The sequence below is a fragment of the Streptomyces sp. NPDC044106 genome (genome assembly GCF_056433985.1).
This window is the reverse complement of sequence record NZ_JBWKFZ010000009.1, coordinates 136,759-158,095: the sequence shown is the minus strand read 5'-3', so window position 1 is coordinate 158,095 and position 21,337 is coordinate 136,759. Positions and strand designations below refer to the sequence as shown.

At 67.2% G+C, this 21,337-nt stretch carries 34 protein-coding genes; 33 read left to right on the top strand and 1 reads right to left on the bottom strand.

What is annotated here, in order from left to right; genetic code table 11:
- The 29 genes from rplD to truA all read left to right on the top strand — a co-directional run bounded on the left by rplD (position 1) and on the right by truA (position 16,216).
- Positions 1 to 654: a 50S ribosomal protein L4 gene (rplD, locus tag AC07DI_RS18015; protein WP_389714788.1), complete on the top strand. Its 654-nt coding sequence runs from the start codon at positions 1 to 3 to the stop codon at positions 652 to 654.
- Positions 654 to 1,073, top strand: a complete 420-nt coding sequence (gene rplW / locus AC07DI_RS18010; protein WP_223776220.1) for a 50S ribosomal protein L23 — start codon at positions 654 to 656, stop codon at positions 1,071 to 1,073. The genes rplD and rplW overlap by 1 nt, the downstream gene beginning before the upstream one ends.
- A gap of 39 nt (positions 1,074 to 1,112) precedes the next feature.
- Complete coding sequence (gene rplB, locus AC07DI_RS18005) at positions 1,113 to 1,949, top strand: 50S ribosomal protein L2 (RefSeq protein ID WP_055553495.1); 837 nt, start codon at positions 1,113 to 1,115, stop codon at positions 1,947 to 1,949.
- Between the two features lie 12 nt (positions 1,950 to 1,961).
- Entirely contained in the window at positions 1,962 to 2,243 is a 282-nt protein-coding gene (gene rpsS, locus AC07DI_RS18000; RefSeq protein WP_125514475.1) for a 30S ribosomal protein S19, read from the top strand.
- 41 nt (positions 2,244 to 2,284) lie between these two features.
- The gene (gene rplV, locus AC07DI_RS17995; RefSeq protein ID WP_016645177.1) at positions 2,285 to 2,632 is read left to right on the top strand and encodes a 50S ribosomal protein L22; all 348 of its coding nucleotides are present in this window, start codon (positions 2,285 to 2,287) and stop codon (positions 2,630 to 2,632) included.
- Complete coding sequence (gene rpsC, locus AC07DI_RS17990) at positions 2,632 to 3,474, top strand: 30S ribosomal protein S3 (RefSeq protein WP_361716669.1); 843 nt, start codon at positions 2,632 to 2,634, stop codon at positions 3,472 to 3,474. The genes rplV and rpsC overlap by 1 nt, the downstream gene beginning before the upstream one ends.
- 5 nt (positions 3,475 to 3,479) lie before the next feature.
- Positions 3,480 to 3,899 carry a 50S ribosomal protein L16 gene (gene rplP / locus AC07DI_RS17985; protein ID WP_030782563.1) on the top strand — a complete coding sequence of 140 codons (420 nt, stop codon included), beginning with the start codon at positions 3,480 to 3,482 and terminating at the stop codon, positions 3,897 to 3,899.
- Positions 3,899 to 4,123: a 50S ribosomal protein L29 gene (gene rpmC / locus AC07DI_RS17980; RefSeq protein WP_127912615.1), complete on the top strand. Its 225-nt coding sequence runs from the start codon at positions 3,899 to 3,901 to the stop codon at positions 4,121 to 4,123. Before rplP ends, rpmC begins: the two co-directional genes overlap by 1 nt.
- Positions 4,123 to 4,410: a 30S ribosomal protein S17 gene (gene rpsQ / locus AC07DI_RS17975; RefSeq protein WP_384250439.1), complete on the top strand. Its 288-nt coding sequence runs from the start codon at positions 4,123 to 4,125 to the stop codon at positions 4,408 to 4,410. The genes rpmC and rpsQ overlap by 1 nt, the downstream gene beginning before the upstream one ends.
- 109 nt (positions 4,411 to 4,519) lie before the next feature.
- On the top strand, positions 4,520 to 4,888 hold the full coding sequence (gene rplN / locus AC07DI_RS17970) for a 50S ribosomal protein L14 (RefSeq protein WP_003974257.1): 369 nt from the start codon (positions 4,520 to 4,522) through the stop codon (positions 4,886 to 4,888).
- Between the two features lie 2 nt (positions 4,889 to 4,890).
- Positions 4,891 to 5,214, top strand: coding sequence for a 50S ribosomal protein L24 (rplX, locus tag AC07DI_RS17965; protein ID WP_016645174.1), 324 nt, complete (start codon positions 4,891 to 4,893; stop codon positions 5,212 to 5,214).
- Positions 5,214 to 5,771, top strand: a complete 558-nt coding sequence (gene rplE / locus AC07DI_RS17960; protein WP_135332558.1) for a 50S ribosomal protein L5 — start codon at positions 5,214 to 5,216, stop codon at positions 5,769 to 5,771. Before rplX ends, rplE begins: the two co-directional genes overlap by 1 nt.
- A 5-nt stretch (positions 5,772 to 5,776) precedes the next feature.
- Positions 5,777 to 5,962: a type Z 30S ribosomal protein S14 gene (locus AC07DI_RS17955; protein WP_003956452.1), complete on the top strand. Its 186-nt coding sequence runs from the start codon at positions 5,777 to 5,779 to the stop codon at positions 5,960 to 5,962.
- A gap of 211 nt (positions 5,963 to 6,173) precedes the next feature.
- Entirely contained in the window at positions 6,174 to 6,572 is a 399-nt protein-coding gene (gene rpsH / locus AC07DI_RS17950; protein WP_018528360.1) for a 30S ribosomal protein S8, read from the top strand.
- Between the two features lie 21 nt (positions 6,573 to 6,593).
- On the top strand, positions 6,594 to 7,133 hold the full coding sequence (gene rplF / locus AC07DI_RS17945) for a 50S ribosomal protein L6 (RefSeq protein ID WP_135332560.1): 540 nt from the start codon (positions 6,594 to 6,596) through the stop codon (positions 7,131 to 7,133).
- 3 nt (positions 7,134 to 7,136) lie between these two features.
- Positions 7,137 to 7,520: a 50S ribosomal protein L18 gene (gene rplR, locus AC07DI_RS17940; protein WP_127912613.1), complete on the top strand. Its 384-nt coding sequence runs from the start codon at positions 7,137 to 7,139 to the stop codon at positions 7,518 to 7,520.
- A 41-nt stretch (positions 7,521 to 7,561) separates the two neighbouring features.
- Positions 7,562 to 8,164: a 30S ribosomal protein S5 gene (gene rpsE, locus AC07DI_RS17935; protein WP_055553512.1), complete on the top strand. Its 603-nt coding sequence runs from the start codon at positions 7,562 to 7,564 to the stop codon at positions 8,162 to 8,164.
- Complete coding sequence (gene rpmD / locus AC07DI_RS17930; protein ID WP_055553514.1) at positions 8,164 to 8,346, top strand: 50S ribosomal protein L30; 183 nt, start codon at positions 8,164 to 8,166, stop codon at positions 8,344 to 8,346. Before rpsE ends, rpmD begins: the two co-directional genes overlap by 1 nt.
- A 1-nt stretch (position 8,347) precedes the next feature.
- Positions 8,348 to 8,803 carry a 50S ribosomal protein L15 gene (rplO, locus tag AC07DI_RS17925; protein WP_062775150.1) on the top strand — a complete coding sequence of 152 codons (456 nt, stop codon included), beginning with the start codon at positions 8,348 to 8,350 and terminating at the stop codon, positions 8,801 to 8,803.
- Positions 8,804 to 9,029: 226 nt separating this feature from the next.
- A complete protein-coding gene (gene secY / locus AC07DI_RS17920; protein WP_478905186.1) occupies positions 9,030 to 10,343 on the top strand; it encodes a preprotein translocase subunit SecY in 1,314 nt (437 codons plus the stop codon).
- A complete protein-coding gene (locus tag AC07DI_RS17915) occupies positions 10,343 to 10,996 on the top strand; it encodes an adenylate kinase (RefSeq protein WP_384250429.1) in 654 nt (217 codons plus the stop codon). The genes secY and AC07DI_RS17915 overlap by 1 nt, the downstream gene beginning before the upstream one ends.
- Before the next feature lie 128 nt (positions 10,997 to 11,124).
- Positions 11,125 to 11,964, top strand: a complete 840-nt coding sequence (map, locus tag AC07DI_RS17910; RefSeq protein ID WP_384250426.1) for a type I methionyl aminopeptidase — start codon at positions 11,125 to 11,127, stop codon at positions 11,962 to 11,964.
- Positions 11,965 to 12,117: 153 nt separating this feature from the next.
- A complete protein-coding gene (infA, locus tag AC07DI_RS17905; RefSeq protein ID WP_003948620.1) occupies positions 12,118 to 12,339 on the top strand; it encodes a translation initiation factor IF-1 in 222 nt (73 codons plus the stop codon).
- Positions 12,340 to 12,397: 58 nt separating this feature from the next.
- Complete coding sequence (rpmJ, locus tag AC07DI_RS17900) at positions 12,398 to 12,511, top strand: 50S ribosomal protein L36 (protein ID WP_003948619.1); 114 nt, start codon at positions 12,398 to 12,400, stop codon at positions 12,509 to 12,511.
- Positions 12,512 to 12,711: 200 nt separating this feature from the next.
- Complete coding sequence (gene rpsM / locus AC07DI_RS17895) at positions 12,712 to 13,092, top strand: 30S ribosomal protein S13 (protein WP_030782528.1); 381 nt, start codon at positions 12,712 to 12,714, stop codon at positions 13,090 to 13,092.
- 65 nt (positions 13,093 to 13,157) lie between these two features.
- Positions 13,158 to 13,562, top strand: a complete 405-nt coding sequence (gene rpsK, locus AC07DI_RS17890; protein ID WP_003948617.1) for a 30S ribosomal protein S11 — start codon at positions 13,158 to 13,160, stop codon at positions 13,560 to 13,562.
- A gap of 115 nt (positions 13,563 to 13,677) precedes the next feature.
- Entirely contained in the window at positions 13,678 to 14,700 is a 1,023-nt protein-coding gene (locus tag AC07DI_RS17885; protein ID WP_016645160.1) for a DNA-directed RNA polymerase subunit alpha, read from the top strand.
- Between the two features lie 138 nt (positions 14,701 to 14,838).
- Positions 14,839 to 15,279, top strand: coding sequence for a 50S ribosomal protein L17 (gene rplQ, locus AC07DI_RS17880; RefSeq protein ID WP_478905185.1), 441 nt, complete (start codon positions 14,839 to 14,841; stop codon positions 15,277 to 15,279).
- An 82-nt stretch (positions 15,280 to 15,361) separates the two neighbouring features.
- Positions 15,362 to 16,216 (top strand): tRNA pseudouridine(38-40) synthase TruA, encoded by an 855-nt coding sequence (gene truA, locus AC07DI_RS17875; RefSeq protein ID WP_478905184.1) that lies wholly within the window; start codon positions 15,362 to 15,364, stop codon positions 16,214 to 16,216.
- Positions 16,217 to 16,237: 21 nt separating this feature from the next.
- On the opposite strand, the gene AC07DI_RS17870 is transcribed toward truA, so the two are convergent.
- Entirely contained in the window at positions 16,238 to 17,104 is an 867-nt protein-coding gene (locus AC07DI_RS17870; RefSeq protein ID WP_478905183.1) for a hypothetical protein, read from the bottom strand.
- Between the two features lie 270 nt (positions 17,105 to 17,374).
- Between AC07DI_RS17870 and AC07DI_RS17865 the strand changes: the two genes are divergently transcribed.
- The 4 genes from AC07DI_RS17865 to glmM all read left to right on the top strand — a co-directional run bounded on the left by AC07DI_RS17865 (position 17,375) and on the right by glmM (position 21,327).
- The gene (locus AC07DI_RS17865) at positions 17,375 to 18,592 is read left to right on the top strand and encodes a glycosyltransferase 87 family protein (protein WP_478905182.1); all 1,218 of its coding nucleotides are present in this window, start codon (positions 17,375 to 17,377) and stop codon (positions 18,590 to 18,592) included.
- 210 nt (positions 18,593 to 18,802) lie between these two features.
- The gene (rplM, locus tag AC07DI_RS17860; RefSeq protein WP_384250411.1) at positions 18,803 to 19,246 is read left to right on the top strand and encodes a 50S ribosomal protein L13; all 444 of its coding nucleotides are present in this window, start codon (positions 18,803 to 18,805) and stop codon (positions 19,244 to 19,246) included.
- Positions 19,247 to 19,288: 42 nt separating this feature from the next.
- Complete coding sequence (gene rpsI / locus AC07DI_RS17855; RefSeq protein ID WP_384250407.1) at positions 19,289 to 19,810, top strand: 30S ribosomal protein S9; 522 nt, start codon at positions 19,289 to 19,291, stop codon at positions 19,808 to 19,810.
- Positions 19,811 to 19,968: 158 nt separating this feature from the next.
- Positions 19,969 to 21,327 carry a phosphoglucosamine mutase gene (gene glmM / locus AC07DI_RS17850; RefSeq protein ID WP_384250404.1) on the top strand — a complete coding sequence of 453 codons (1,359 nt, stop codon included), beginning with the start codon at positions 19,969 to 19,971 and terminating at the stop codon, positions 21,325 to 21,327.
- Positions 21,328 to 21,337 lie beyond the last annotated feature (10 nt).

Genomic DNA, 21,337 nt, shown 5'->3' with positions numbered 1-21,337 from the left:
ATGAGCACCATTGACATCCTTTCGCCGGCAGGCGACAAGACCGGGACGGTCGAGCTCCCCGCGGAGATCTTCGACGTCGAGAAGATCAGCATTCCGCTGATCCACCAGGTCGTCGTCGCTCAGCTGGCCGCTGCCCGCCAGGGCACGCACAAGACCAAGCGTCGCGGCGAAGTCCGCGGTGGCGGCAAGAAGCCGTACCGCCAGAAGGGCACCGGCCGCGCGCGCCAGGGTTCGACCCGTGCGCCGCAGTTCGCCGGCGGTGGCGTCGTCCACGGCCCGCAGCCGCGTGACTACTCGCAGCGCACGCCCAAGAAGATGAAGGCTGCCGCTCTGCGTCACGCCCTCACCGACCGGGCGCGCAACTCGCGCATCCACGTCGTCTCCGACGTGGTCGCGGGCGAGATCTCGACGAAGGCCGCGAAGAGCCTGCTCGGCAAGGTCAGTGAGCGCAAGAACGTGCTCCTGGTCATCGAGCGCTCGGACGAGACCGCGCTGCTCTCCGCCCGTAACCTGCCCCAGGTGCACATCCTGGAGCCGGGCCAGCTGAACACGTACGACGTGCTCGTCTCGGACGACGTGGTCTTCACCAAGGCCGCCTTCGAGTCCTTCGTGTCTGGCCCCAAGGCCGATGAGACCGAAGGGAGCGAAGCCTGATGGCTATCCGTCACCAGAGCATCGCGTCCAAGGCTGCGAAGGCCGCCAAGGCCGCGCGCGTCGCCAAGGCGAAGCGCATCGCGACCGAGGGCAAGATCGCTGTTGAGCCCACCCCGCTGAGCAAGTCCTTCTCGGACCCGCGCGACGTCCTCGTCAAGCCGGTCGTCTCCGAGAAGTCGTACGCGCTGCTCGACGAGGGCAAGTACACGTTCATCGTGGCCCCCGGCTCCAACAAGACCCAGATCAAGCAGGCCGTCGAGTCGGTCTTCTCGGTCAAGGTCACCGGAGTCAACACGATCAACCGTCAGGGCAAGCGCAAGCGCACCAAGTCTGGTTTCGGCAAGCGTGCCGACACCAAGCGCGCGATTGTGACCCTTGCTGAGGGCGACCGTATCGACATCTTCGGCCAGGCCTCCTAACGGAGTGCCCTGGTCCGAATATCGGACGAGGACTGAGAAATGGGAATCCGCAAGTACAAGCCGACTACGCCGGGCCGTCGTGGCTCCAGCGTCGCCGACTTCGTCGAGGTAACGCGGTCCACGCCGGAGAAGTCGCTGGTTCGCCCGCTGCACAGCAAGGGCGGCCGTAACAACGCCGGTCGGATCACCGTTCGCCACCAGGGTGGCGGACACAAGCGCGCCTTCCGCGTGATCGACTTCCGTCGTCACGACAAGGACGGTGTGCCGGCCAAGGTCGCGCACATCGAGTACGACCCCAACCGCACCGCGCGCATCGCGCTGCTGCACTACGCGGACGGCGAGAAGCGCTACATCCTCGCCCCGCGCGGCACGCAGCAGGGTGACCGGATTGAGAGCGGCCCTGGCGCCGACATCAAGCCCGGCAACAACATGGCGCTGCGCAACATCCCGGTGGGTACGACGCTCCACGCCATCGAGCTGCGGCCCGGCGGCGGCGCGAAGTTCGCCCGCTCGGCCGGTGCCTCGGTGCAGCTGCTCGCGAAGGAAGGCGCCATGGCGCACCTTCGTATGCCGTCCGGCGAGATCCGTCTCGTCGACGTGCGCTGCCGCGCCACCATCGGCGAGGTCGGCAACGCCGAGCAGTCGAACATCAACTGGGGCAAGGCCGGCCGTATGCGCTGGAAGGGCGTCCGCCCGACCGTGCGTGGTGTCGTGATGAACCCGGTCGACCACCCGCACGGTGGTGGTGAAGGCAAGACCTCCGGTGGTCGCCACCCGGTCTCGCCGTGGGGCAAGAAGGAGGGTCGTACTCGTGATCGCAACAAGGCGAGCAACAAGTACATCGTCCGCCGCCGCAAGTCGAACAAGAAGCGCTAGGAGCGGGTTTAGATGCCGCGCAGTCTCAAGAAGGGGCCCTTCGTCGACGACCACCTCGTAAAGAAGGTGGACGTCCAGAACGAAGCCGGCACCAAGAACGTCATCAAGACCTGGTCCCGTCGCTCGATGATCATTCCCAGCATGCTGGGTCACACGATCGCGGTGCACAACGGCAAGACCCACATCCCGGTGTTCGTCACCGAGTCGATGGTCGGCCACAAGCTCGGCGAGTTCTCGCCGACTCGCACCTTCCGCGGCCACGTCAAGGACGACCGGAAGTCGAAGCGCCGCTAGCGCGGGGTGGAACGACTATGACTAACACCGAAGGGACAACCATGGAAGCCAGGGCCCAGGCGCGGTACATCCGCGTCACGCCCATGAAGGCCCGCCGCGTGGTGGACCTCATCCGTGGCATGGATGCCACGGAGGCTCAGGCGGTCCTGCGTTTCGCCCCGCAGGCCGCGAGCGTGCCGGTCGGCAAGGTGCTTGACAGCGCCATTGCCAACGCCGCGCACAACTACGACCACTCTGACGCCTCTTCGCTGGTCATCAGCGAGGCGTACGTGGATGAGGGCCCGACCCTGAAGCGGTTCCGTCCGCGTGCCCAGGGCCGTGCCTACCGGATCCGTAAGCGGACCAGCCACATCACCGTGGTCGTCAGCAGCAAGGAAGGAACCCGGTAATGGGCCAGAAGGTAAACCCGCACGGGTTCCGGCTCGGTGTCACGACCGACTTCAAGTCGCGTTGGTACGCCGACAAGCTGTACAAGGACTACGTCAAGGAAGACGTCGCCATCCGTCGGATGATGACGTCCGGCATGGAGCGCGCCGGCATCTCGAAGGTGGAGATCGAGCGCACCCGTGACCGCGTGCGTGTGGACATCCACACCGCCCGTCCCGGCATCGTCATCGGCCGCCGTGGCGCCGAGGCCGACCGCATCCGCGGTGACCTCGAGAAGCTCACGGGCAAGCAGGTCCAGCTGAACATCCTCGAGGTCAAGAACCCCGAGGTCGACGCTCAGCTCGTGGCCCAGGCCGTGGCGGAGCAGCTGTCCTCCCGCGTCTCCTTCCGTCGCGCCATGCGTAAGAGCATGCAGTCGTCGATGAAGGCCGGCGCCAAGGGCATCAAGATCCAGTGTGGTGGCCGTCTCGGCGGCGCCGAGATGTCCCGCTCGGAGTTCTACCGCGAGGGCCGTGTGCCCCTGCACACGCTCCGCGCGAACGTCGACTACGGCTTCTTCGAGGCCAAGACGACCTTCGGCCGCATCGGCGTGAAGGTCTGGATCTACAAGGGCGACGTCAAGAACATCGCCGAGGTCCGCGCCGAGAACGCCGCTGCCCGTGCGGGTAACCGCCCGGCCCGTGGCGGCGGCAACGACCGCCCGGCCCGTGGTGGCCGCGGTGGCGAGCGTGGCGGCCGCGGCCGCAAGCCGCAGCAGCAGTCCGCGCCGGCTGCCGAGGCCCCCAAGGCCGACGCTCCCGCCGCCGCTGCCGCTCCGGCTGAGAGCACCGGAACGGAGGCCTGACCGAAATGCTGATCCCCCGTAGGGTCAAGCACCGCAAGCAGCACCACCCCAAGCGCCGCGGTCAGGCCAAGGGTGGTACGACGGTCGCATTCGGCGAGTACGGCATTCAGGCCCTCACGCCGGCGTACGTGACCAACCGCCAGATCGAGGCGGCTCGTATCGCGATGACCCGCCACATCAAGCGTGGCGGCAAGGTCTGGATCAACATCTACCCGGACCGCCCCCTCACCAAGAAGCCTGCCGAGACCCGCATGGGTTCCGGTAAGGGTTCTCCGGAGTGGTGGGTCGCGAACGTTCACCCGGGACGGGTGATGTTCGAGCTGTCGTACCCGAACGAGAAGATTGCTCGTGAGGCGCTTACCCGCGCTGCTCACAAGCTTCCGATGAAGTGCCGCATCGTTCGGCGCGAGGCAGGTGAGTCGTGATGTCGGCCGGTACCAAGGCGTCCGAGCTGCGCGAACTGGGCGACGAGGAGCTTGTCAACAAGCTTCGCGAAGCCAAGGAAGAGCTGTTCAACCTCCGCTTCCAGGCGGCGACGGGTCAGCTCGAGAACCACGGTCGGCTGAAGGCCGTCCGTAAGGACATCGCGCGGATCTACACCCTGATGCGTGAGCGCGAGCTGGGCATCGAGACGGTGGAGAGCGCCTGATGAGCGAGAGCAACGTGACTGAAGAGACGAAGGCCGCGCGCGGCTTCCGCAAGACCCGCCAGGGTCTTGTCGTCAGCGACAAGATGGACAAGACCGTCGTCGTCGCCGTCGAGGACCGCGTTACCCACGCGCTGTACGGCAAGGTCATCCGCCGTACGAACAAGCTCAAGGCGCACGACGAGCAGAACGCTGCCGGCGTCGGCGACCGCGTCCTCCTGATGGAGACGCGTCCGCTGTCGGCGAGCAAGCGCTGGCGCATCGTCGAGATCCTCGAGAAGGCCAAGTAATTCTCCGAGGGGCATCCCCCTCGGAGTTCGTTCCGCCAGGCTCGGCAGGGGCTCCTCCTCGTAAGAGAGAAGCCCCTGCCGGGAACCGGCAGACAAACAGGAGATAGACGTGATCCAGCAGGAGTCGCGACTTCGCGTCGCCGACAACACGGGTGCGAAGGAAATTCTCACCATTCGTGTTCTCGGTGGCTCGGGTCGCCGCTACGCGGGTATCGGTGACGTCATCGTCGCCACCGTCAAGGACGCGATCCCCGGTGGCAACGTGAAGAAGGGTGACGTCGTCAAGGCGGTCATCGTTCGCACCGTCAAGGAGCGCCGCCGTCCGGACGGCTCGTACATCCGCTTCGACGAGAACGCCGCCGTCATTCTGAAGAACGACGGCGACCCTCGCGGCACCCGTATCTTCGGCCCCGTCGGCCGTGAGCTGCGCGAGAAGAAGTTCATGAAGATCATCTCGCTCGCGCCGGAGGTGCTGTAAGCATGAAGATCAAGAAGGGCGACCTGGTCCAGGTCATCACCGGTAAGGACAAGGGCAAGCAGGGCAAGGTCATTGCCGCTTACCCGCGCGACGAGCGCGTCCTGGTCGAGGGTGTCAACCGGGTCAAGAAGCACACGAAGGCCGGCCCGACCGCCAGCGGCTCGCAGGCCGGCGGCATCGTGACCACCGAGGCCCCCGTCCACGTCTCCAACGTCCAGCTGGTCGTGGAGAAGGACGGCAACAAGGTTGTCACGCGTGTCGGATACCGCTTCGACGACGAGGGCAACAAGATCCGCGTTGCCAAGCGGACGGGTGAGGACATCTGATGACGACCACCACCACTCCGCGTCTCAAGACGAAGTACCGCGAGGAGATCGCGGCGAAGCTGCAGGAAGAGTTCTCCTACGAGAACGTCATGCAGACGCCGGGCCTCGTCAAGATCGTGGTCAACATGGGTGTCGGCGACGCCGCCCGTGACTCCAAGCTCATGGACGGTGCCGTCCGTGACCTGACCACCATCACGGGTCAGAAGCCGGCCATCACCAAGGCCCGGAAGTCCATCGCGCAGTTCAAGCTGCGCGAGGGTCAGCCGATCGGCTGCCACGTCACGCTCCGTGGCGACCGCATGTGGGAGTTCCTGGACCGCACCCTGTCGCTCGCGCTGCCGCGCATCCGCGACTTCCGTGGTCTGTCCCCCAAGCAGTTCGACGGCCGTGGCAACTACACCTTCGGTCTCACGGAGCAGGTCATGTTCCACGAGATCGACCAGGACAAGATCGACCGCGTCCGGGGTATGGACATCACCGTGGTCACCACGGCGACCAACGACGCTGAGGGCCGTGCGCTCCTTCGTCACCTCGGCTTCCCGTTCAAGGAGGCGTAAGCGAGATGGCGAAGAAGGCTCTGATTGCCAAGGCTGCTCGTAAGCCCAAGTTCGGTGTGCGTGCGTACACCCGCTGCCAGCGCTGCGGCCGTCCGCACTCCGTCTACCGCAAGTTCGGCCTCTGCCGCGTGTGCCTTCGTGAGATGGCTCACCGTGGCGAGCTCCCGGGCGTGACCAAGAGCTCCTGGTAGTCCGTACTTTTCCGGACTGCTTGGATCTCTCGGTAAGTAAAGGGTTGGCAGACGCCGTCCTCCACATGGCTTAGGCTAGGAGGGTTGGGCGTCTGCCGCCCTGACCGACTTACTACGCCGTAGGTCCCCGCGCCGCACCCGTCCCGCCTCTGAGTGGGGAGAGGGATGGCGCAGATAGGAAACCACGGCGAGAGAGGCCGAAGGCCAATTCATGACCATGACTGATCCGATCGCGGACATGCTGACTCGTCTGCGTAACGCGAACTCGGCGTACCACGACACCGTGGCGATGCCGCACAGCAAGATCAAGTCTCACATCGCGGAGATCCTCCAGCAGGAGGGCTTCATCACGGGCTGGAAGGTCGAGGACGCCGAGGTTGGCAAGAACCTCGTTCTCGAGCTGAAGTTCGGCCCGAACCGTGAGCGCTCCATCGCGGGCATCAAGCGGATCTCCAAGCCCGGTCTCCGGGTTTACGCGAAGTCCACCAACCTGCCCAAGGTCCTCGGCGGCCTCGGCGTGGCGATCATCTCCACGTCGCACGGTCTCCTGACCGGCCAGCAGGCAGGCAAGAAGGGCGTAGGTGGGGAAGTCCTCGCCTACGTCTGGTAGTCGGGAACGGAGGAATAGCTAATGTCGCGTATTGGCAAGCTCCCCATCACGGTTCCCGCCGGCGTGGACGTCACCATCGACGGCCGTACGGTCGCGGTGAAGGGCCCCAAGGGTTCCCTCTCGCACACCGTTGTCGCGCCGATCGAGATCGCTAAGGGCGAGGACGGCGTTCTGAACGTCACCCGCCCGAACGACGAGCGTCAGAACAAGGCCCTGCACGGCCTGTCCCGCACGCTGGTGGCGAACATGATCACCGGCGTGACCCAGGGTTACGTGAAGAAGCTCGAAATCAGCGGTGTCGGTTACCGCGTCCTCGCGAAGGGCTCCAACCTGGAGTTCTCGCTGGGCTACAGCCACCCGATCCTGGTCGAGGCCCCCGAGGGCATCACCTTCAAGGTGGAGTCCGCGACCAAGCTTTCGGTCGAGGGCATCGACAAGCAGAAGGTCGGCGAGGTTGCGGCCAACATCCGCAAGCTGCGCAAGCCCGACCCGTACAAGGCCAAGGGCGTCAAGTACGAAGGCGAAGTCATCCGCCGCAAGGTCGGAAAGGCGGGTAAGTAAGCCATGGCATACGGTGTCAAGATTGCTAAGGGCGACGCTTACAAGCGTGCTGCCATCAAGCGTCGTCACATCCGCATCCGTAAGCACATCTCGGGTACGGCTGAGCGTCCGCGCCTGGTCGTGACGCGCTCGAACCGCCACATCGTGGCCCAGGTCATCGACGACATCAAGGGTCACACCCTTGCGTCGGCGTCGACCCTGGACAGCACGATCCGCGGCGCCGAGGGCGACAAGTCCGCGGCTGCCAAGTCGGTCGGCGCCCTGGTCGCCGAGCGCGCCAAGGCCGCCGGTGTCGAGACTGTCGTGTTCGACCGTGGTGGTAACCAGTACGCCGGGCGCATCGCCGCCCTGGCGGACGCCGCCCGCGAAGCCGGACTCAAGTTCTGAGTCGGTTCCGTAGCTAGCGGAAACAGAGAGAGGTAATTCCAATGGCTGGACCCCAGCGCCGCGGTGGCGGTGCCGGTGGCGGCGAGCGGCGGGACCGGAAGGGTCGCGACGGTGGCGCTGCCGCCGAGAAGACCGCATACGTTGAGCGCGTTGTCGCGATCAACCGTGTCGCCAAGGTTGTGAAGGGTGGTCGTCGCTTCAGCTTCACCGCGCTGGTCGTGGTGGGCGACGGTGACGGCACCGTGGGTGTCGGTTACGGCAAGGCCAAGGAGGTGCCGGCCGCCATCGCCAAGGGTGTTGAGGAGGCCAAGAAGCACTTCTTCAAGGTCCCCCGTATCCAGGGCACCATCCCGCACCCCATCCAGGGTGAGAAGGCTGCGGGCGTCGTCCTGCTGAAGCCTGCTTCCCCCGGTACCGGTGTTATCGCCGGTGGCCCGGTGCGTGCCGTGCTCGAGTGCGCGGGCGTTCACGACATCCTGTCGAAGTCCCTGGGCTCCGACAACGCGATCAACATCGTGCACGCGACCGTGGCGGCCCTCAAGGGCCTGCAGCGTCCCGAGGAGATCGCGGCCCGCCGCGGTCTGCCCCTCGAGGACGTCGCCCCCGCGGCTCTTCTCCGTGCGCGTGCTGGGGCGGGTGCGTAATGGCTCGCCTCAAGGTCACGCAGACGAAGTCGTACATCGGCAGCAAGCAGAACCACCGCGACACCCTGCGCTCCCTTGGTCTCAAGGGCATCAACACGCAGGTCGTCAAGGAGGACCGCCCCGAGTTCCGCGGAATGGTGCACACCGTCCGCCACCTCGTGACGGTTGAGGAGGTCGACTGACATGGCGGAGCAGAACCCGCTGAAGGTCCACAACCTCCGGCCCGCCCCGGGCGCCAAGACCGCCAAGACCCGTGTGGGTCGTGGTGAGGCGTCCAAGGGTAAGACCGCTGGTCGTGGTACCAAGGGCACCAAGGCCCGTTACCAGGTTCCGGAGCGCTTCGAGGGTGGGCAGATGCCCCTCCACATGCGTCTCCCGAAGCTCAAGGGCTTCAAGAACCCGTTCAAGACCGAGTTCCAGGTCGTGAACCTCGACAAGCTGAGCGCGCTGTACCCGGAAGGTGGCGAGGTCACCGTAGAGGGTCTCGTCGCCAAGGGTGCCGTTCGCAAGAACAGCCTCGTCAAGGTCCTCGGCCAGGGCGAGCTCACCGTGGCGCTGCAGGTGACGGTTGACGCCGTCTCCGGCTCCGCCAAGGAGAAGATCACCGCCGCGGGCGGTACTGTCACCGAGCTCGTCTGATATTCCCTCAGACGTGTCGATGACATGAGCGATTCCCAGCCGGGGATGCCCCACAAAAGGGGCATCCCCGGTTGGTCGTTCCAAGGGGGGCACGGTCGCCGGTAAGGTGGCGTGCACTGTCCAAGCTCCGTGTGGTCCAGCCGCACGGTTTTCTTGACTGATACGTATTCGTCGAACCTCAGACCACCACCTCTGGCGCACGCGCGCGGGGGTCGCAGGAGGCACCGTGCTCACCGCGTTCGCCCGGGCGTTCAAGACGCCCGACCTGCGCAAGAAGCTGCTCTTCACGCTCGGCATCATCGTGATCTACCGGGTGGGCACGCACGTGCCGATTCCCGGTGTCAACTACAAGAACGTCCAGACCTGCATCGACAACGCGAATGCGAACCAGGGTCTGTTCGGTCTTGTCAACATGTTCAGCGGTGGCGCGCTGCTGCAGATCACGATCTTCGCGCTCGGCATCATGCCGTACATCACGGCGAGCATCATTCTGCAGCTGCTGACCGTGGTGATCCCGCGACTCGAGGCCCTCAAGAAGGAGGGCCAGGCCGGCACAGCGAAGATCACGCAGTACACGCGCTATCTGACCATCGCGCTCGCGATCCTGCAGGGCACCGGCCTGGTGGCCACCGCCCGTACCGGCTCCCTCTTCTCGGGCTGCCCCGTCGCCAGCGACATCGTTCCCGACCAGTCGATCTTCGTCACGATCACGATGGTCATCACGATGACCGCGGGTACGGCCTGCGTGATGTGGCTGGGTGAGCTCATCACCGACCGCGGCATCGGCAACGGCATGTCGATCCTGATGTTCATCTCGATCGCCGCGACCTTCCCGAGCGCCCTGTGGGCCATCAAGCAGCAGGGCGACCTGGCGGGCGGCTGGATCGAGTTCGGCACCGTCATCGCGGTCGGTCTCGTCATGGTCGGCCTGGTGGTCTTCGTCGAGCAGGCGCAGCGGCGCATTCCGGTCCAGTACGCGAAGCGCATGATCGGCCGCCGGTCCTACGGCGGAACGTCGACGTACATTCCGCTGAAGGTCAATCAGGCGGGCATCATCCCTGTGATCTTCGCCTCGTCACTGCTCTACATTCCCGCGCTCGTCGCCCAGTTCGCGGGTGGCAATTCGGGATGGAAGACGTGGATCGAGGCGAATCTGACCAAGGGTGACCACCCGATTTACATCGCCACGTACTTCATCCTGATCGTGTTCTTCGCCTTCTTCTACGTCGCGATCTCCTTCAACCCCGAGGAAGTCGCCGACAACATGAAGAAGTATGGTGGCTTCATCCCGGGCATCCGGGCTGGCCGTCCGACCGCTGAGTACCTGAGCTACGTACTCAACCGGATCACCTGGCCGGGTTCGCTGTATCTGGGACTGATCGCTCTTGTGCCGACGATGGCGTTGGTGGGCTTCCAGGCAAACCAGAACTTCCCGTTCGGCGGGACGAGCATCCTCATCATCGTGGGTGTGGGTCTGGAAACCGTGAAGCAGATCGAGAGCCAGCTCCAGCAGCGCAATTACGAAGGGTTCCTCCGCTGATGCGAATCGTCCTCGTCGGGCCGCCCGGTGCGGGCAAGGGAACGCAGGCCGCGTTCCTCGCCAAGAACCTGTCGATCCCGCACATCTCCACGGGCGACCTCTTCCGCGCCAACATCAGCCAGGGCACGGAGCTGGGTGTGCAGGCGAAGGCGTACATGGACGCCGGGAACCTCGTCCCCGACGAGGTGACGATCGGCATGGCGAAGGACCGCATGGCGCAGCCGGACGCCGAGAACGGCTTCCTGCTCGACGGGTTCCCGCGGAACGTGTCGCAGGCCGCGGCGCTGGACGAGGCGCTGAAGACGGACGGCCAGAAGCTCGACGCGGTCCTGGACCTGGAGGTCCCCGAGGACGAGGTCGTCAAGCGCATCGCGGGCCGCCGCATCTGCCGCAACGACTCCAGCCACGTCTTCCACGTGACGTACAGCAAGCCGAAGCAGGAAGGCGTCTGCGACGTCTGCGGCGGCGAGCTCTACCAGCGCGGTGACGACAAGGAAGAGACCGTGCGCAAGCGTCTCGACGTGTACCACCGCGAGACCGAGCCGATCATCGACCACTACAAGACCCAGGGTCTGGTGGTCACGATCTCGGCGCTCGGCAAGGTGGACGAGGTCACGAAGCGTGCGATGGACGCCCTCAAGGGCGACAAGTAGCCCGTACGCAGTCCAGTACGCTGTCTCGGCCGCGGTGCCCCTCGGGGGACCGCGGCCGTACTGTTGTATACGTAGTCGGTTCGTGTACGTAGCCGGTTTGTCGACGGATGACGGAGAGCGGAAGCCCCATGGTGCAGATCAAGACCCCCGAGCAGATCGCGAAGATGCGTGAGGCGGGCCTTGTCGTCGCCGCGATCCACGCCGCGACTCGGGAGGCCGCGGTGCCCGGCGCCACCACCAAGGACCTGGACGACGTCGCCCGCAAGGTGATCGCCGAGCACGGCGCGAAGTCGAACTTCCTCGGGTACGGCGGCTTCCCCGCCACGATCTGCACCTCGGTCAACGAGGTCGTCGTGCACGGCATCCCCGACGACAAGACCGTCCTGAAGGACGGCGACATCATCTCCATCGACGCCGGCGCGATCATCGACGGCTGGCACGGTGACGCGGCCTACACGGCCTTCGTCGGCACCGGTCACGCTCCGGAGCTGATCGAGCTCTCCCGGGTGACCGAGGAGTCGATGTGGGCCGGTATCGCGGCGATGAAGCAGGGCAACCGGCTCGTCGACATCTCCCGCGCCATCGAGACGTACATCCGCCGCCAGCCGAAGCCGGGCGGCGGCAAGTACGGCATCGTCGAGGACTACGGCGGCCACGGCATCGGCACCGAGATGCACATGGACCCGCACCTCCTGAACTACGTCGGGCGCGGTCGCGGCAAGGGCCCCAAGCTGGTCCCCGGCTTCTGCCTGGCCATCGAGCCCATGGTCTCCCTCGGCACCCCCCGCACGGAGGTCCTGGAGGACGACTGGACCGTCATCACGACCGACGGCACCTGGTCCTCACACTGGGAGCACTCCATCGCGCTGACGGAGGAGGGGCCGCTCGTGCTGACGGCTCCGGACTGCGGCAGGGCGAAGCTGGCGGAGTACGGGGTGACGGTGGCGCCGGACCCGTTGGGCGCGTGACCCCCTTGCTTAAGGATCTTCGTCGTGGGGCAGACTTTCTCGATTCGTCTTTCCGAGACCACTGACGTAGACTGACGCGTCGGCTCTCGTGCATCCGTGTGTCTGCATTCGGTGTACGAGGTCGATCAAGGTAGTCGATTCGAAGGGCGAAGCGTGGCCAAGAAGCAAGGTGCCATCGAGATCGAAGGCACTGTCGTCGAGTCTCTCCCGAACGCCATGTTCAAGGTGGAGCTCCAGAACGGCCACCAGGTCCTGGCACACATCAGCGGCAAGATGCGTATGCACTACATCCGCATCCTCCCTGACGACCGGGTCGTGGTGGAGCTGTCTCCGTACGACCTGACCCGTGGCCGGATCGTCTACCGGTACAAGTAGATCTTGCCCGCATCCCGCTCGCGCGGGGTGGTGGCACTGACCCGGAGAACCTCACCCAATGAAGGTCAAGCCGAGCGTCAAGAAGATCTGCGACAAGTGCAGGGTGATCCGCCGTCACGGCCGGGTCATGATCATCTGCGACAACCCGCGCCACAAGCAGCGCCAGGGCTGACGCACGACTGCAGTTCGCAGATTTTCGCGCGACGCACGTAAGTAGATACGCAGGACACGTCCCTCTTCAGATCCATCGGTATGGAGGGCGACACCCTCGGTCGGAGGCCGGGGACCCAGTTCGTACCAACCCTTTTCCAAGGGGACGGCGGCTGGGAGTGGTTCTGCTGAAGACCTCCGAAGAATCAACAGGAGCCATGAATGGCACGCGTTGAAGGTGTTGACCTCCCGCGCGAGAAGCGTATTGAGGTCGCCCTCACCTACGTGTTCGGCATCGGCCGCACGCTGGCCCAGCAGACGCTGGACGCCACCGAGGTGGACCGCAACACCCGCGTCCGCGACCTGACCGAGGAAGACCTCGTCAAGATCCGCGAGTACGTGGACGCCAACATCAAGACCGAGGGTGACCTCCGTCGCGAGATCCAGGCCGACATCCGCCGCAAGGTCGAGATCGGCTGCTACCAGGGTCTGCGTCACCGTCGCGGCCTGCCCGTTCGCGGTCAGCGCACCAGCACGAACGCCCGCACCCGCAAGGGCCCGCGTCGCGCCATCGCCGGTAAGAAGAAGCCGGGCAAGAAGTAGTCCTCGCTCAGCGGTCTATCGACAGCTGTCGCTGCAGGACCGACCACCTCCCGTAGGAGTTATAGATGCCCCCCAAGGGTCGTCAGGGCGCTGCCAAGAAGGTGCGCCGCAAGGAAAAGAAGAACGTCGCCCACGGGCACGCTCACATCAAGAGCACGTTCAACAACACGATCGTGTCCATCACGGACCCGACCGGCAACGTGATCTCGTGGGCCTCCGCCGGCCACGTCGGCTTCAAGGGCTCGCGCAAGTCCACGCCGTTCGCCGCGCAGATGGCTGCCGAGTCGGCTGCCCGTCGCGCCCAGGAGCACGGCATGCGCAAGGTCGACGTGTTCGTCAAGGGTCCCGGCTCCGGCCGTGAGACCGCGATCCGCTCCCTCCAGGCCACCGGCCTCGAGGTCGGCTCGATCCAGGACGTGACGCCCACGCCGCACAACGGCTGCCGTCCGCCCAAGCGCCGCCGCGTCTGACGCACGGTCGTCTTAAGGTTCGGGCGGTACGGCTCCTCGGAGCGGTACCGCCCGTACCCTTGTCACAACAACAGGGCATCAAATAGTGGGTGCCCCTGGCTGAAGGAATCACTTCATGCTGATCGCTCAGCGTCCTTCGTTGACCGAAGAGGTCGTCGACGAATTCCGCTCCCGGTTCGTGATCGAGCCGCTGGAGCCGGGCTTCGGTTACACCCTCGGCAACTCCCTGCGTCGGACCCTGCTCTCCTCGATCCCGGGTGCGGCCGTCACGTCTATCCGCATCGACGGTGTCCTGCACGAGTTCACCACCGTGCCGGGCGTCAAGGAAGACGTCACCGACCTCATCCTCAACATCAAGCAGCTGGTCGTCTCCTCGGAGCACGACGAGCCGGTCGTGATGTACCTGCGCAAGCAGGGCCCGGGTCTGGTCACCGCCGCCGACATCGCGCCCCCGGCCGGTGTCGAGGTGCACAACCCGGACCTGGTCCTCGCCACGCTCAACGGCAAGGGCAAGCTGGAGATGGAGCTGACCGTCGAGCGCGGTCGCGGCTACGTCTCCGCCGTGCAGAACAAGCAGGTCGGCCAGGAGATCGGGCGCATCCCGGTCGACTCGATCTACTCGCCGGTGCTCAAGGTCACGTACAAGGTCGAGGCGACCCGTGTCGAGCAGCGCACCGACTTCGACAAGCTGATCGTCGACGTCGAGACCAAGCAGGCCATGCGCCCGCGTGACGCCATGGCGTCCGCAGGCAAGACCCTGGTCGAGCTGTTCGGTCTGGCGCGCGAGCTCAACATCGACGCCGAGGGCATCGACATGGGCCCGTCCCCGACGGACGCCGCCCTTGCCGCCGATCTCGCCCTGCCGATCGAGGAGCTCGAGCTCACCGTTCGGTCGTACAACTGCCTGAAGCGCGAGGGCATCCACTCGGTGGGCGAGCTCGTCGCCCGCTCCGAGGCGGACCTGCTCGACATCCGCAACTTCGGTGCGAAGTCGATCGACGAGGTCAAGATGAAGCTCAATGGCATGGGCCTCGCGCTGAAGGACTCGCCTCCCGGCTTCGACCCCACCGCTGCCGCTGACGCCTTCGGGGCGGACGACGACGCGGACGCCGGGTTCGTCGAGACCGAGCAGTATTAAGAGCTCGGGACTGACGGCTTGATTTTGGCTGCGCCTGCGTTTCGGTTGCTCGCGCAGTTCCCCGCGCCCCTTACGGGGCGCGGGTGCCACTGACCCCGGTACCTGGTACGGCCGGGGCAGACAACAAGGAGAAACACCATGCCGAAGCCCGCCAAGGGTGCCCGTCTGGGCGGCAGCGCCGCGCACGAGAAGCTTCTGCTGGCGAACCTCGCCAAGCAGCTCTTCGAGCACGGCCGCATCACCACCACCGAGGCGAAGGCCCGTCGCCTGCGTCCGTACGCGGAGCGTCTGGTCACCAAGGCGAAGAAGGGTGACCTTCACAACCGCCGCCAGGTGCTGTCCGTCATCCCCGACAAGAGCATCGTGCACACGCTCTTCACGGAGATCGGCCCGCGCTACGAGAACCGCCCGGGTGGCTACACCCGTATCACCAAGATCGGTAACCGTCGTGGCGACAACGCGCCCATGGCGGTCATCGAGCTGGTGGAGGCCCTGACCGTGGCCCAGGAGGCCACCGGTGAGGCCGAGGCGGCGACCAAGCGTGCCGCCAAGGACGCCGAGGAGTCGAAGGACGCGTAAGCGTTCTGCCCCTCAAGGGCGTCGCGGGCCCGCCCCTTTTCCGGGGCGGGCCCGCTTTTGTGTCGGCTGAGAGGAACCACGAGTGAGTGATGAAGTAGAGCCCGGGTTCGTGCGGGTGCGTCTCGACCTGTCGTACGACGGCAAGGACTTCTCCGGCTGGGCCAGGCAGAAGCAGGGGCAGCGGACCGTCCAGGGCGAGATCGAGGCGGCGCTGCGGACCGTGACGCGGTCGCAGGAGACGTACGAGCTGACCGTCGCCGGGCGGACCGACAGCGGGGTGCACGCGCGGGGGCAGGTCGCGCACGTCGACCTGCCGGAGGACGTGTGGGCCGAGCACAGCGACAAGCTGCTGCGCAGGCTCGCCGGGCGGCTGTCGCACGACGTGCGGGTGTGGAAGGTCGCCGAGGCGCCCGCGGGGTTCAACGCGCGGTTCTCGGCCGTGTGGCGGCGCTACGCCTACCGCGTGACCGACCATCCCGGCGGCGTCGACCCGCTGCTGCGCGGCCATGTGCTCTGGCACGACTGGGAGCTGGACCTCGACGCCATGAACGCCGCCGCCGAGCGGCTCGTCGGTGAGCACGACTTCGCCGCCTACTGCAAGCGGCGCGAGGGCGCCACGACCATCCGTACGCTCCAGGAGCTGCGGTGGGAGCGGCGGGCCGACGGAATCCTCGAAGCGACCGTGCGGGCCGACGCCTTCTGCCACAACATGGTGCGTTCGCTGGTCGGCGCCATGCTGTTCGTGGGGGACGGGCACCGGCCCGTGGAGTGGCCGGGCAAGGTGCTCGCGGCGGGCGTGCGGGACTCCGCCGTGCATGTGGTGCGGCCGCACGGGCTCACCCTGGAGGAGGTCGGCTACCCCGCCGACGAGCTGCTCGCCGCGCGCAGCAAGGAGGCTCGCAACAAGCGGACGCTGCCCGGGGCCGGGTGCTGCTGAACGGGGCCCGCGAGCCCCGGGCTACTGCGGGGCGCCGGCCGCGGCCGAGGCCTGGGCCTCGCCCCGCTGGTTGATCCGCTGGAAGGCGAAGCGGGCCAGGTCGTCGCCGACGCCGTAGGCCTTGCGGTCGCCGGTCGTGACGTCCTTGCCGCTGGTGTAGCCGGTGGTGGTGAAGTACGCGTAGCGGCCGTGGGCGTTGTAGGTGCCGCGGCACACGCCCGTACGGCAGAAGGCGGGCACGCCCTTGCCGGGCAGGGACTCGACGAGGCCCTTCTTCACCTGCTCCTTGACCTTGGCGGCGTGCGCCGCGGTGTCGAAGACGGCGACGCCGACCGTGACCGCGACGCCGTCCCTGAGGTAGCTGGCGCGGATCAGCCGCGTGCAGTCGTGCTTGGCGAGGACCGTGCCGAGGGCGCTCTGGGTGACCGACGTGCACTTCGTGGTGGAGTCGGTCGCCCCCTTCTTGTAGAGGTGCTTGCCCGAGCGCAGGGACGTGCCGGGGAAGAGGCCCTCGGGCGTGAGTGGCGCCTTGTCCTTCTTGGCGCTGGAGATGAAGTCCTTGGGGTCCGGCGGGGGCGGCGGCGTGGTCGCCTCGAACGACGGCTCGGCCTCCTTGCTGGCGCCGGGGATGTCGGCGGCGGTCGGCAGCTCGCTCGCGGGCTTGTTCGACGTGGTGCTCTCGTCGCTGTTCGCGGAGACGACGGTGATGGCCACGGCCGCCGCGATGCCGATCGTGGCGAGCGCTCCGCCGCCGATCATCAGCCACTTGCGACGGCGGGCGCGCGCTTCGGAGGCCTCGGCGAGCGCCGCCCAGTCGGGCGTGGGGCCGCCGCCGGGCCCACCCGTTCCCCCCGGACCCCACTGGGGTCCCCCTTGCCCAAAGCTCATGGGCGGCATCTTAGAGCCTGTGTCATATCCCCGGCCGGGTGGTCGCCGCCTGGCACGCACGCTCGCCGCGTTGCCGAAAAGCCCTAGTAGCTCCTCCCCCAGGCCTGAACGGCCCGGGGGGACCCCCACCGAGGACTTCCCGGCGCCTTGCGATCGCACGCACCAGACGACGCCCACTGATCCGACCGGGGATATGACACAGGCTCTTAGACGCGCAGTGCGGAATGTTGAGCCCGGGTCGCACGGGGTTCCCGCCCTAGCCTGAGGCCTATGAATACGGGCAAAACGGCTGTTAGTGGGTGGTTGTTGCGGCCGGCCGAGTGGCAGGTCCGGTGCGTTCTCGGGGCCGTGCTGATCGCCGCCGTGGTCCGGATGGCGCTGGTCGCGCCGGACGGCGGGATGGACAACGCCATCGTGGTGCGGGCCGCCGACGCCTGGCTGGCCGGCCGGTCGCCCTATGTCGACCGGCACTTCCTCTACCTGCCGGGCGCCGTGCTCGCGGCGGTGCCGCAGGCGGTGCTGCCCGCGGACGTCGTGCGCTGCCTCGTGCCCGCGGGGGTGACCGCGGGGCTCGTCGCCGGGTGGGCGTGCGCGCTGCGTATCCACGGCATCCCGTTGCGCAGTCGGTTCGCCGTTTACGGCCTGCTCGCGCTCGCGCTCGGCTTCGCGCCCTTCGGGCACCTCGTCCAGCTCGGCAACTGGACGGCGGGCTCCGCGGTCGCGCTGCCGCTCGCGCTGCTGCTCGCGTGCCGGGGCCGGTGGGTCGCCGCGGGGGCCGTCATCGGGGCGGCCGTCGCGGTCAAACCGCTGCTCGCGCCCGTCGTGCTCCTCTTCGTCCTCGCCCGCCGGTGGCGCGGCCTCGCCGTCGCGGTGGGCGTGCCCGCGCTGGTGTCGGCGGTCGCGGCACTCGCCATGCCGGACCCCTCCGGGTTCTTCACACGGACGCTGCCCTTCCTGCTGCGCGGCGAGGACTCCTTCGTACGCCTCTACGAGGCATCTCCCTCCGCGGTGCTCGCGCGGCTCGGGGCGCCGCAGACGGGCGCCACGCTGTTCGCCGGCTGCGCGGCGGTGGCCGGGCTGTGGTGCGCGTGGCGGCGGTGGGAGAGGGGTGACGCGGAGCCCGCGAGGGTGACGGAATGCGCCGCGATGCTGATGCTTTCGGCCTTTCTCGTCTCCCGGCCCTCGTACGACCACTATCTGCTCGTCGTGGTTCCGCTGCTGCTCGCGGGGGCGCTGGTGCCGGGGGCGGTGGCGCGCGGTCCGTGGTTCTGGGTGGGTCTTGTGCCGCAAGTGCCGGGGTTCGCCTGGCCGTGGCTCGAACCGGGGACGCGGCGGGCCTTCAAGGACGCGGTGACGCTGTGCGTGCTCGCGGGCACGGCCGGGTGGGCGTGTGTGCGGGGCGCTACGCTGGAGAGCGCGGACCCGCCCGGGAAGTCGGCAGAGCCGCCCGGGGAGACGCCGGTGCCGGCCTCCAGAGCCGCGTTTTGACCGGTACGGGGCGGCGCGGGTACTCTCGGGGATTGATACGTATTGGTGTCCTCGATCTCACGCGAAAGGGCCCTTACGTAGGTTCCCTGGAGCAGTTACCAGTGGCTCGCATACGGGCAGCGTCCCCGGCATTGTGAGCCCCAGCTGCATGATCGCTTCCTGGGTGCCGTGTGTCTGGACCCCATCCACTGAAGAAGCGAAGGCTACTAAGTGCGTACGTACAGCCCCAAGCCCGGCGATGTGACCCGCCAGTGGCACGTCATCGACGCCCAGGACATCGTCCTGGGGCGTCTGGCGACCACCGCCGCCTCCCTCCTGCGGGGCAAGCACAAGGCGATCTACGCCCCCCACGTTGACACCGGTGACTTCGTCATCATCATCAACGCGGAGAAGGTGCACCTCTCCGGCAACAAGAAGACCCAGAAGATGGCGTACCGCCACTCCGGCTACCCGGGTGGTCTGCGCTCCGTCCGCTACGACGAGCTGCTCGCCAAGAACCCCGAGAAGGCCATCGAGAAGGCCGTCAAGGGCATGCTTCCCAAGAACACCCTGGGCCGTCAGATGCTCTCGAAGCTGAAGGTCTACGCGGGCGACCAGCACCCGCACGGCGCTCAGCAGCCGGTCCCGTTCGAGATCACCCAGGTCGCGCAGTAGTTCCGGCCACCCCCAAAGACGTAAAGAAATCTGAGGAGAATCGTGGCCGAGACCACCGTTGAGCAGCCGGTCGAAGAGACCGAGGTTGTTGACGTCGAGCAGTACACCACCGAGTCCGAGGCGCCCGTCGAGGGCGAGTACACCTCGGAGTCGAACGCCGCGCGCTTCGGCGACCCGCAGCCGGCCGCCGGCCTGGGCCGTCGCAAGAACGCCATCGCCCGCGTCCGGATCGTCCCGGGCACCGGCAAGTGGAAGGTCAACGGGCGCACGCTCGAGGACTACTTCCCGAACAAGGTCCACCAGCAGGAAGTCAACGAGCCCTTCAAGGTGCTCGAGCTCGACAACCGCTACGACGTTGTCGCCCGCATCTCGGGTGGCGGCGTCTCCGGTCAGGCCGGTGCGCTCCGTCTCGGTGTCGCCCGCGCGCTGAACGAGGCCGACGTCGACAACAACCGCGCCGCCCTCAAGAAGGCCGGTTACCTCAAGCGTGACGACCGCGCGGTCGAGCGCAAGAAGGCCGGTCTCAAGAAGGCCCGCAAGGCCCCGCAGTACAGCAAGCGCTAAATCGCTGCCTGCTTGTACTGCTCGTTCGCCCCGGCGGCACTCACCGTGCCGCCGGGGCGTTCGGCTATCAGGAACCCCTGGGGCCCTGGAACCCTCCTGGTTTCTGGGACTCTCTTCCCAGGGGTTCATGGTTTTTCTTGAACGTTCGGAGGACAGCAGTGGGACGACTCTTCGGCACGGACGGCGTGCGTGGTGTCGCCAACGCGGATCTGACGGCCGAGCTCGCGCTCGGACTCTCCGTGGCGGCGGCGCACGTACTGGCCGAGGCGGGCACCTTTGAAGGCCATCGCGCGGTGGCGGTGGTCGGGCGTGACCCGCGCGCGTCCGGGGAGTTCCTGGAGGCCGCGGTGGTCGCGGGCCTCGCGAGCGCGGGCGTGGACGTCCTGCGCGTCGGTGTGCTGCCCACCCCCGCGGTGGCCCATCTCACCGGTGCGCTGGGCGCCGACCTCGGCGTGATGCTCTCAGCCAGCCACAACGCCATGCCCGACAACGGCATCAAGTTCTTCGCCCGCGGCGGCCACAAGCTCGCCGACGAGCTTGAGGACCGCATCGAGGCCGTCTATGAGGAGCACCGCACCGGCGCCCCGTGGCAGCGGCCCACCGGCTCGGGCGTCGGCCGCGTCACCTCGTACGACCAGGGCCTTGACCAGTACGTAGCCCACCTCATCGGCGTGCTCCCGAACCGCCTCGACGGGCTGAAGATCGTCCTCGACGAGGCGCACGGCGCCGCCGCCCGCGTCTCGCCCGAGGCCTTCGCCCGCGCAGGCGCCGAGGTCATCACGATCGGCGCCCAGCCCGACGGCCTCAACATCAACGACGGATGCGGCTCGACCCACCTGGAGCTGCTCAAGGCAGCCGTCGTCGAGCACAAGGCCGACTTCGGCGTCGCGCACGACGGGGACGCCGACCGGTGCCTCGCCGTGGACCACACGGGCGCCGAGGTCGACGGCGACCAGATCCTCGCCGTGCTCGCCCTCGCCATGCGGGAGCACGGCACGCTGCGCCACGACACCGTTGTCGCCACGGTCATGTCCAACCTCGGCTTCAAGCTCGCCATGGAGGGCCAGGGGCTCTCCCTGGTGCAGACCGCCGTCGGCGACCGGTACGTCCTTGAGTCGATGAAGGAGCACGGCTTCGCCCTCGGCGGCGAGCAGTCCGGGCACGTCATCGTCCTCGACCACGCGACCACCGGCGACGGCACGCTGACCGGGCTGCTGCTCGCCGCCCGCGTCGCCGAGACCGGGCGGACGCTCGCGGATCTGGCGAGCGTCATGGAGCGGCTCCCGCAGGTCCTGATCAACGTGCCCGACGTCGACAGGTCGCGCGTGAAGACCTCGGCGGAGCTGTCGGCCGCCGTCGCCGCCGCCGAGCGCGAACTGGGCTCCACGGGACGGGTGCTGCTGCGCCCCTCCGGGACCGAGCCGCTGGTACGGGTGATGGTCGAGGCCGCCGACATCGAGCAGGCGCGGGCGGTGGCCGGGCAGCTCGCCGACGTGGTGAAGTCGGCGCTCGGCTAGGGCCTGTCTT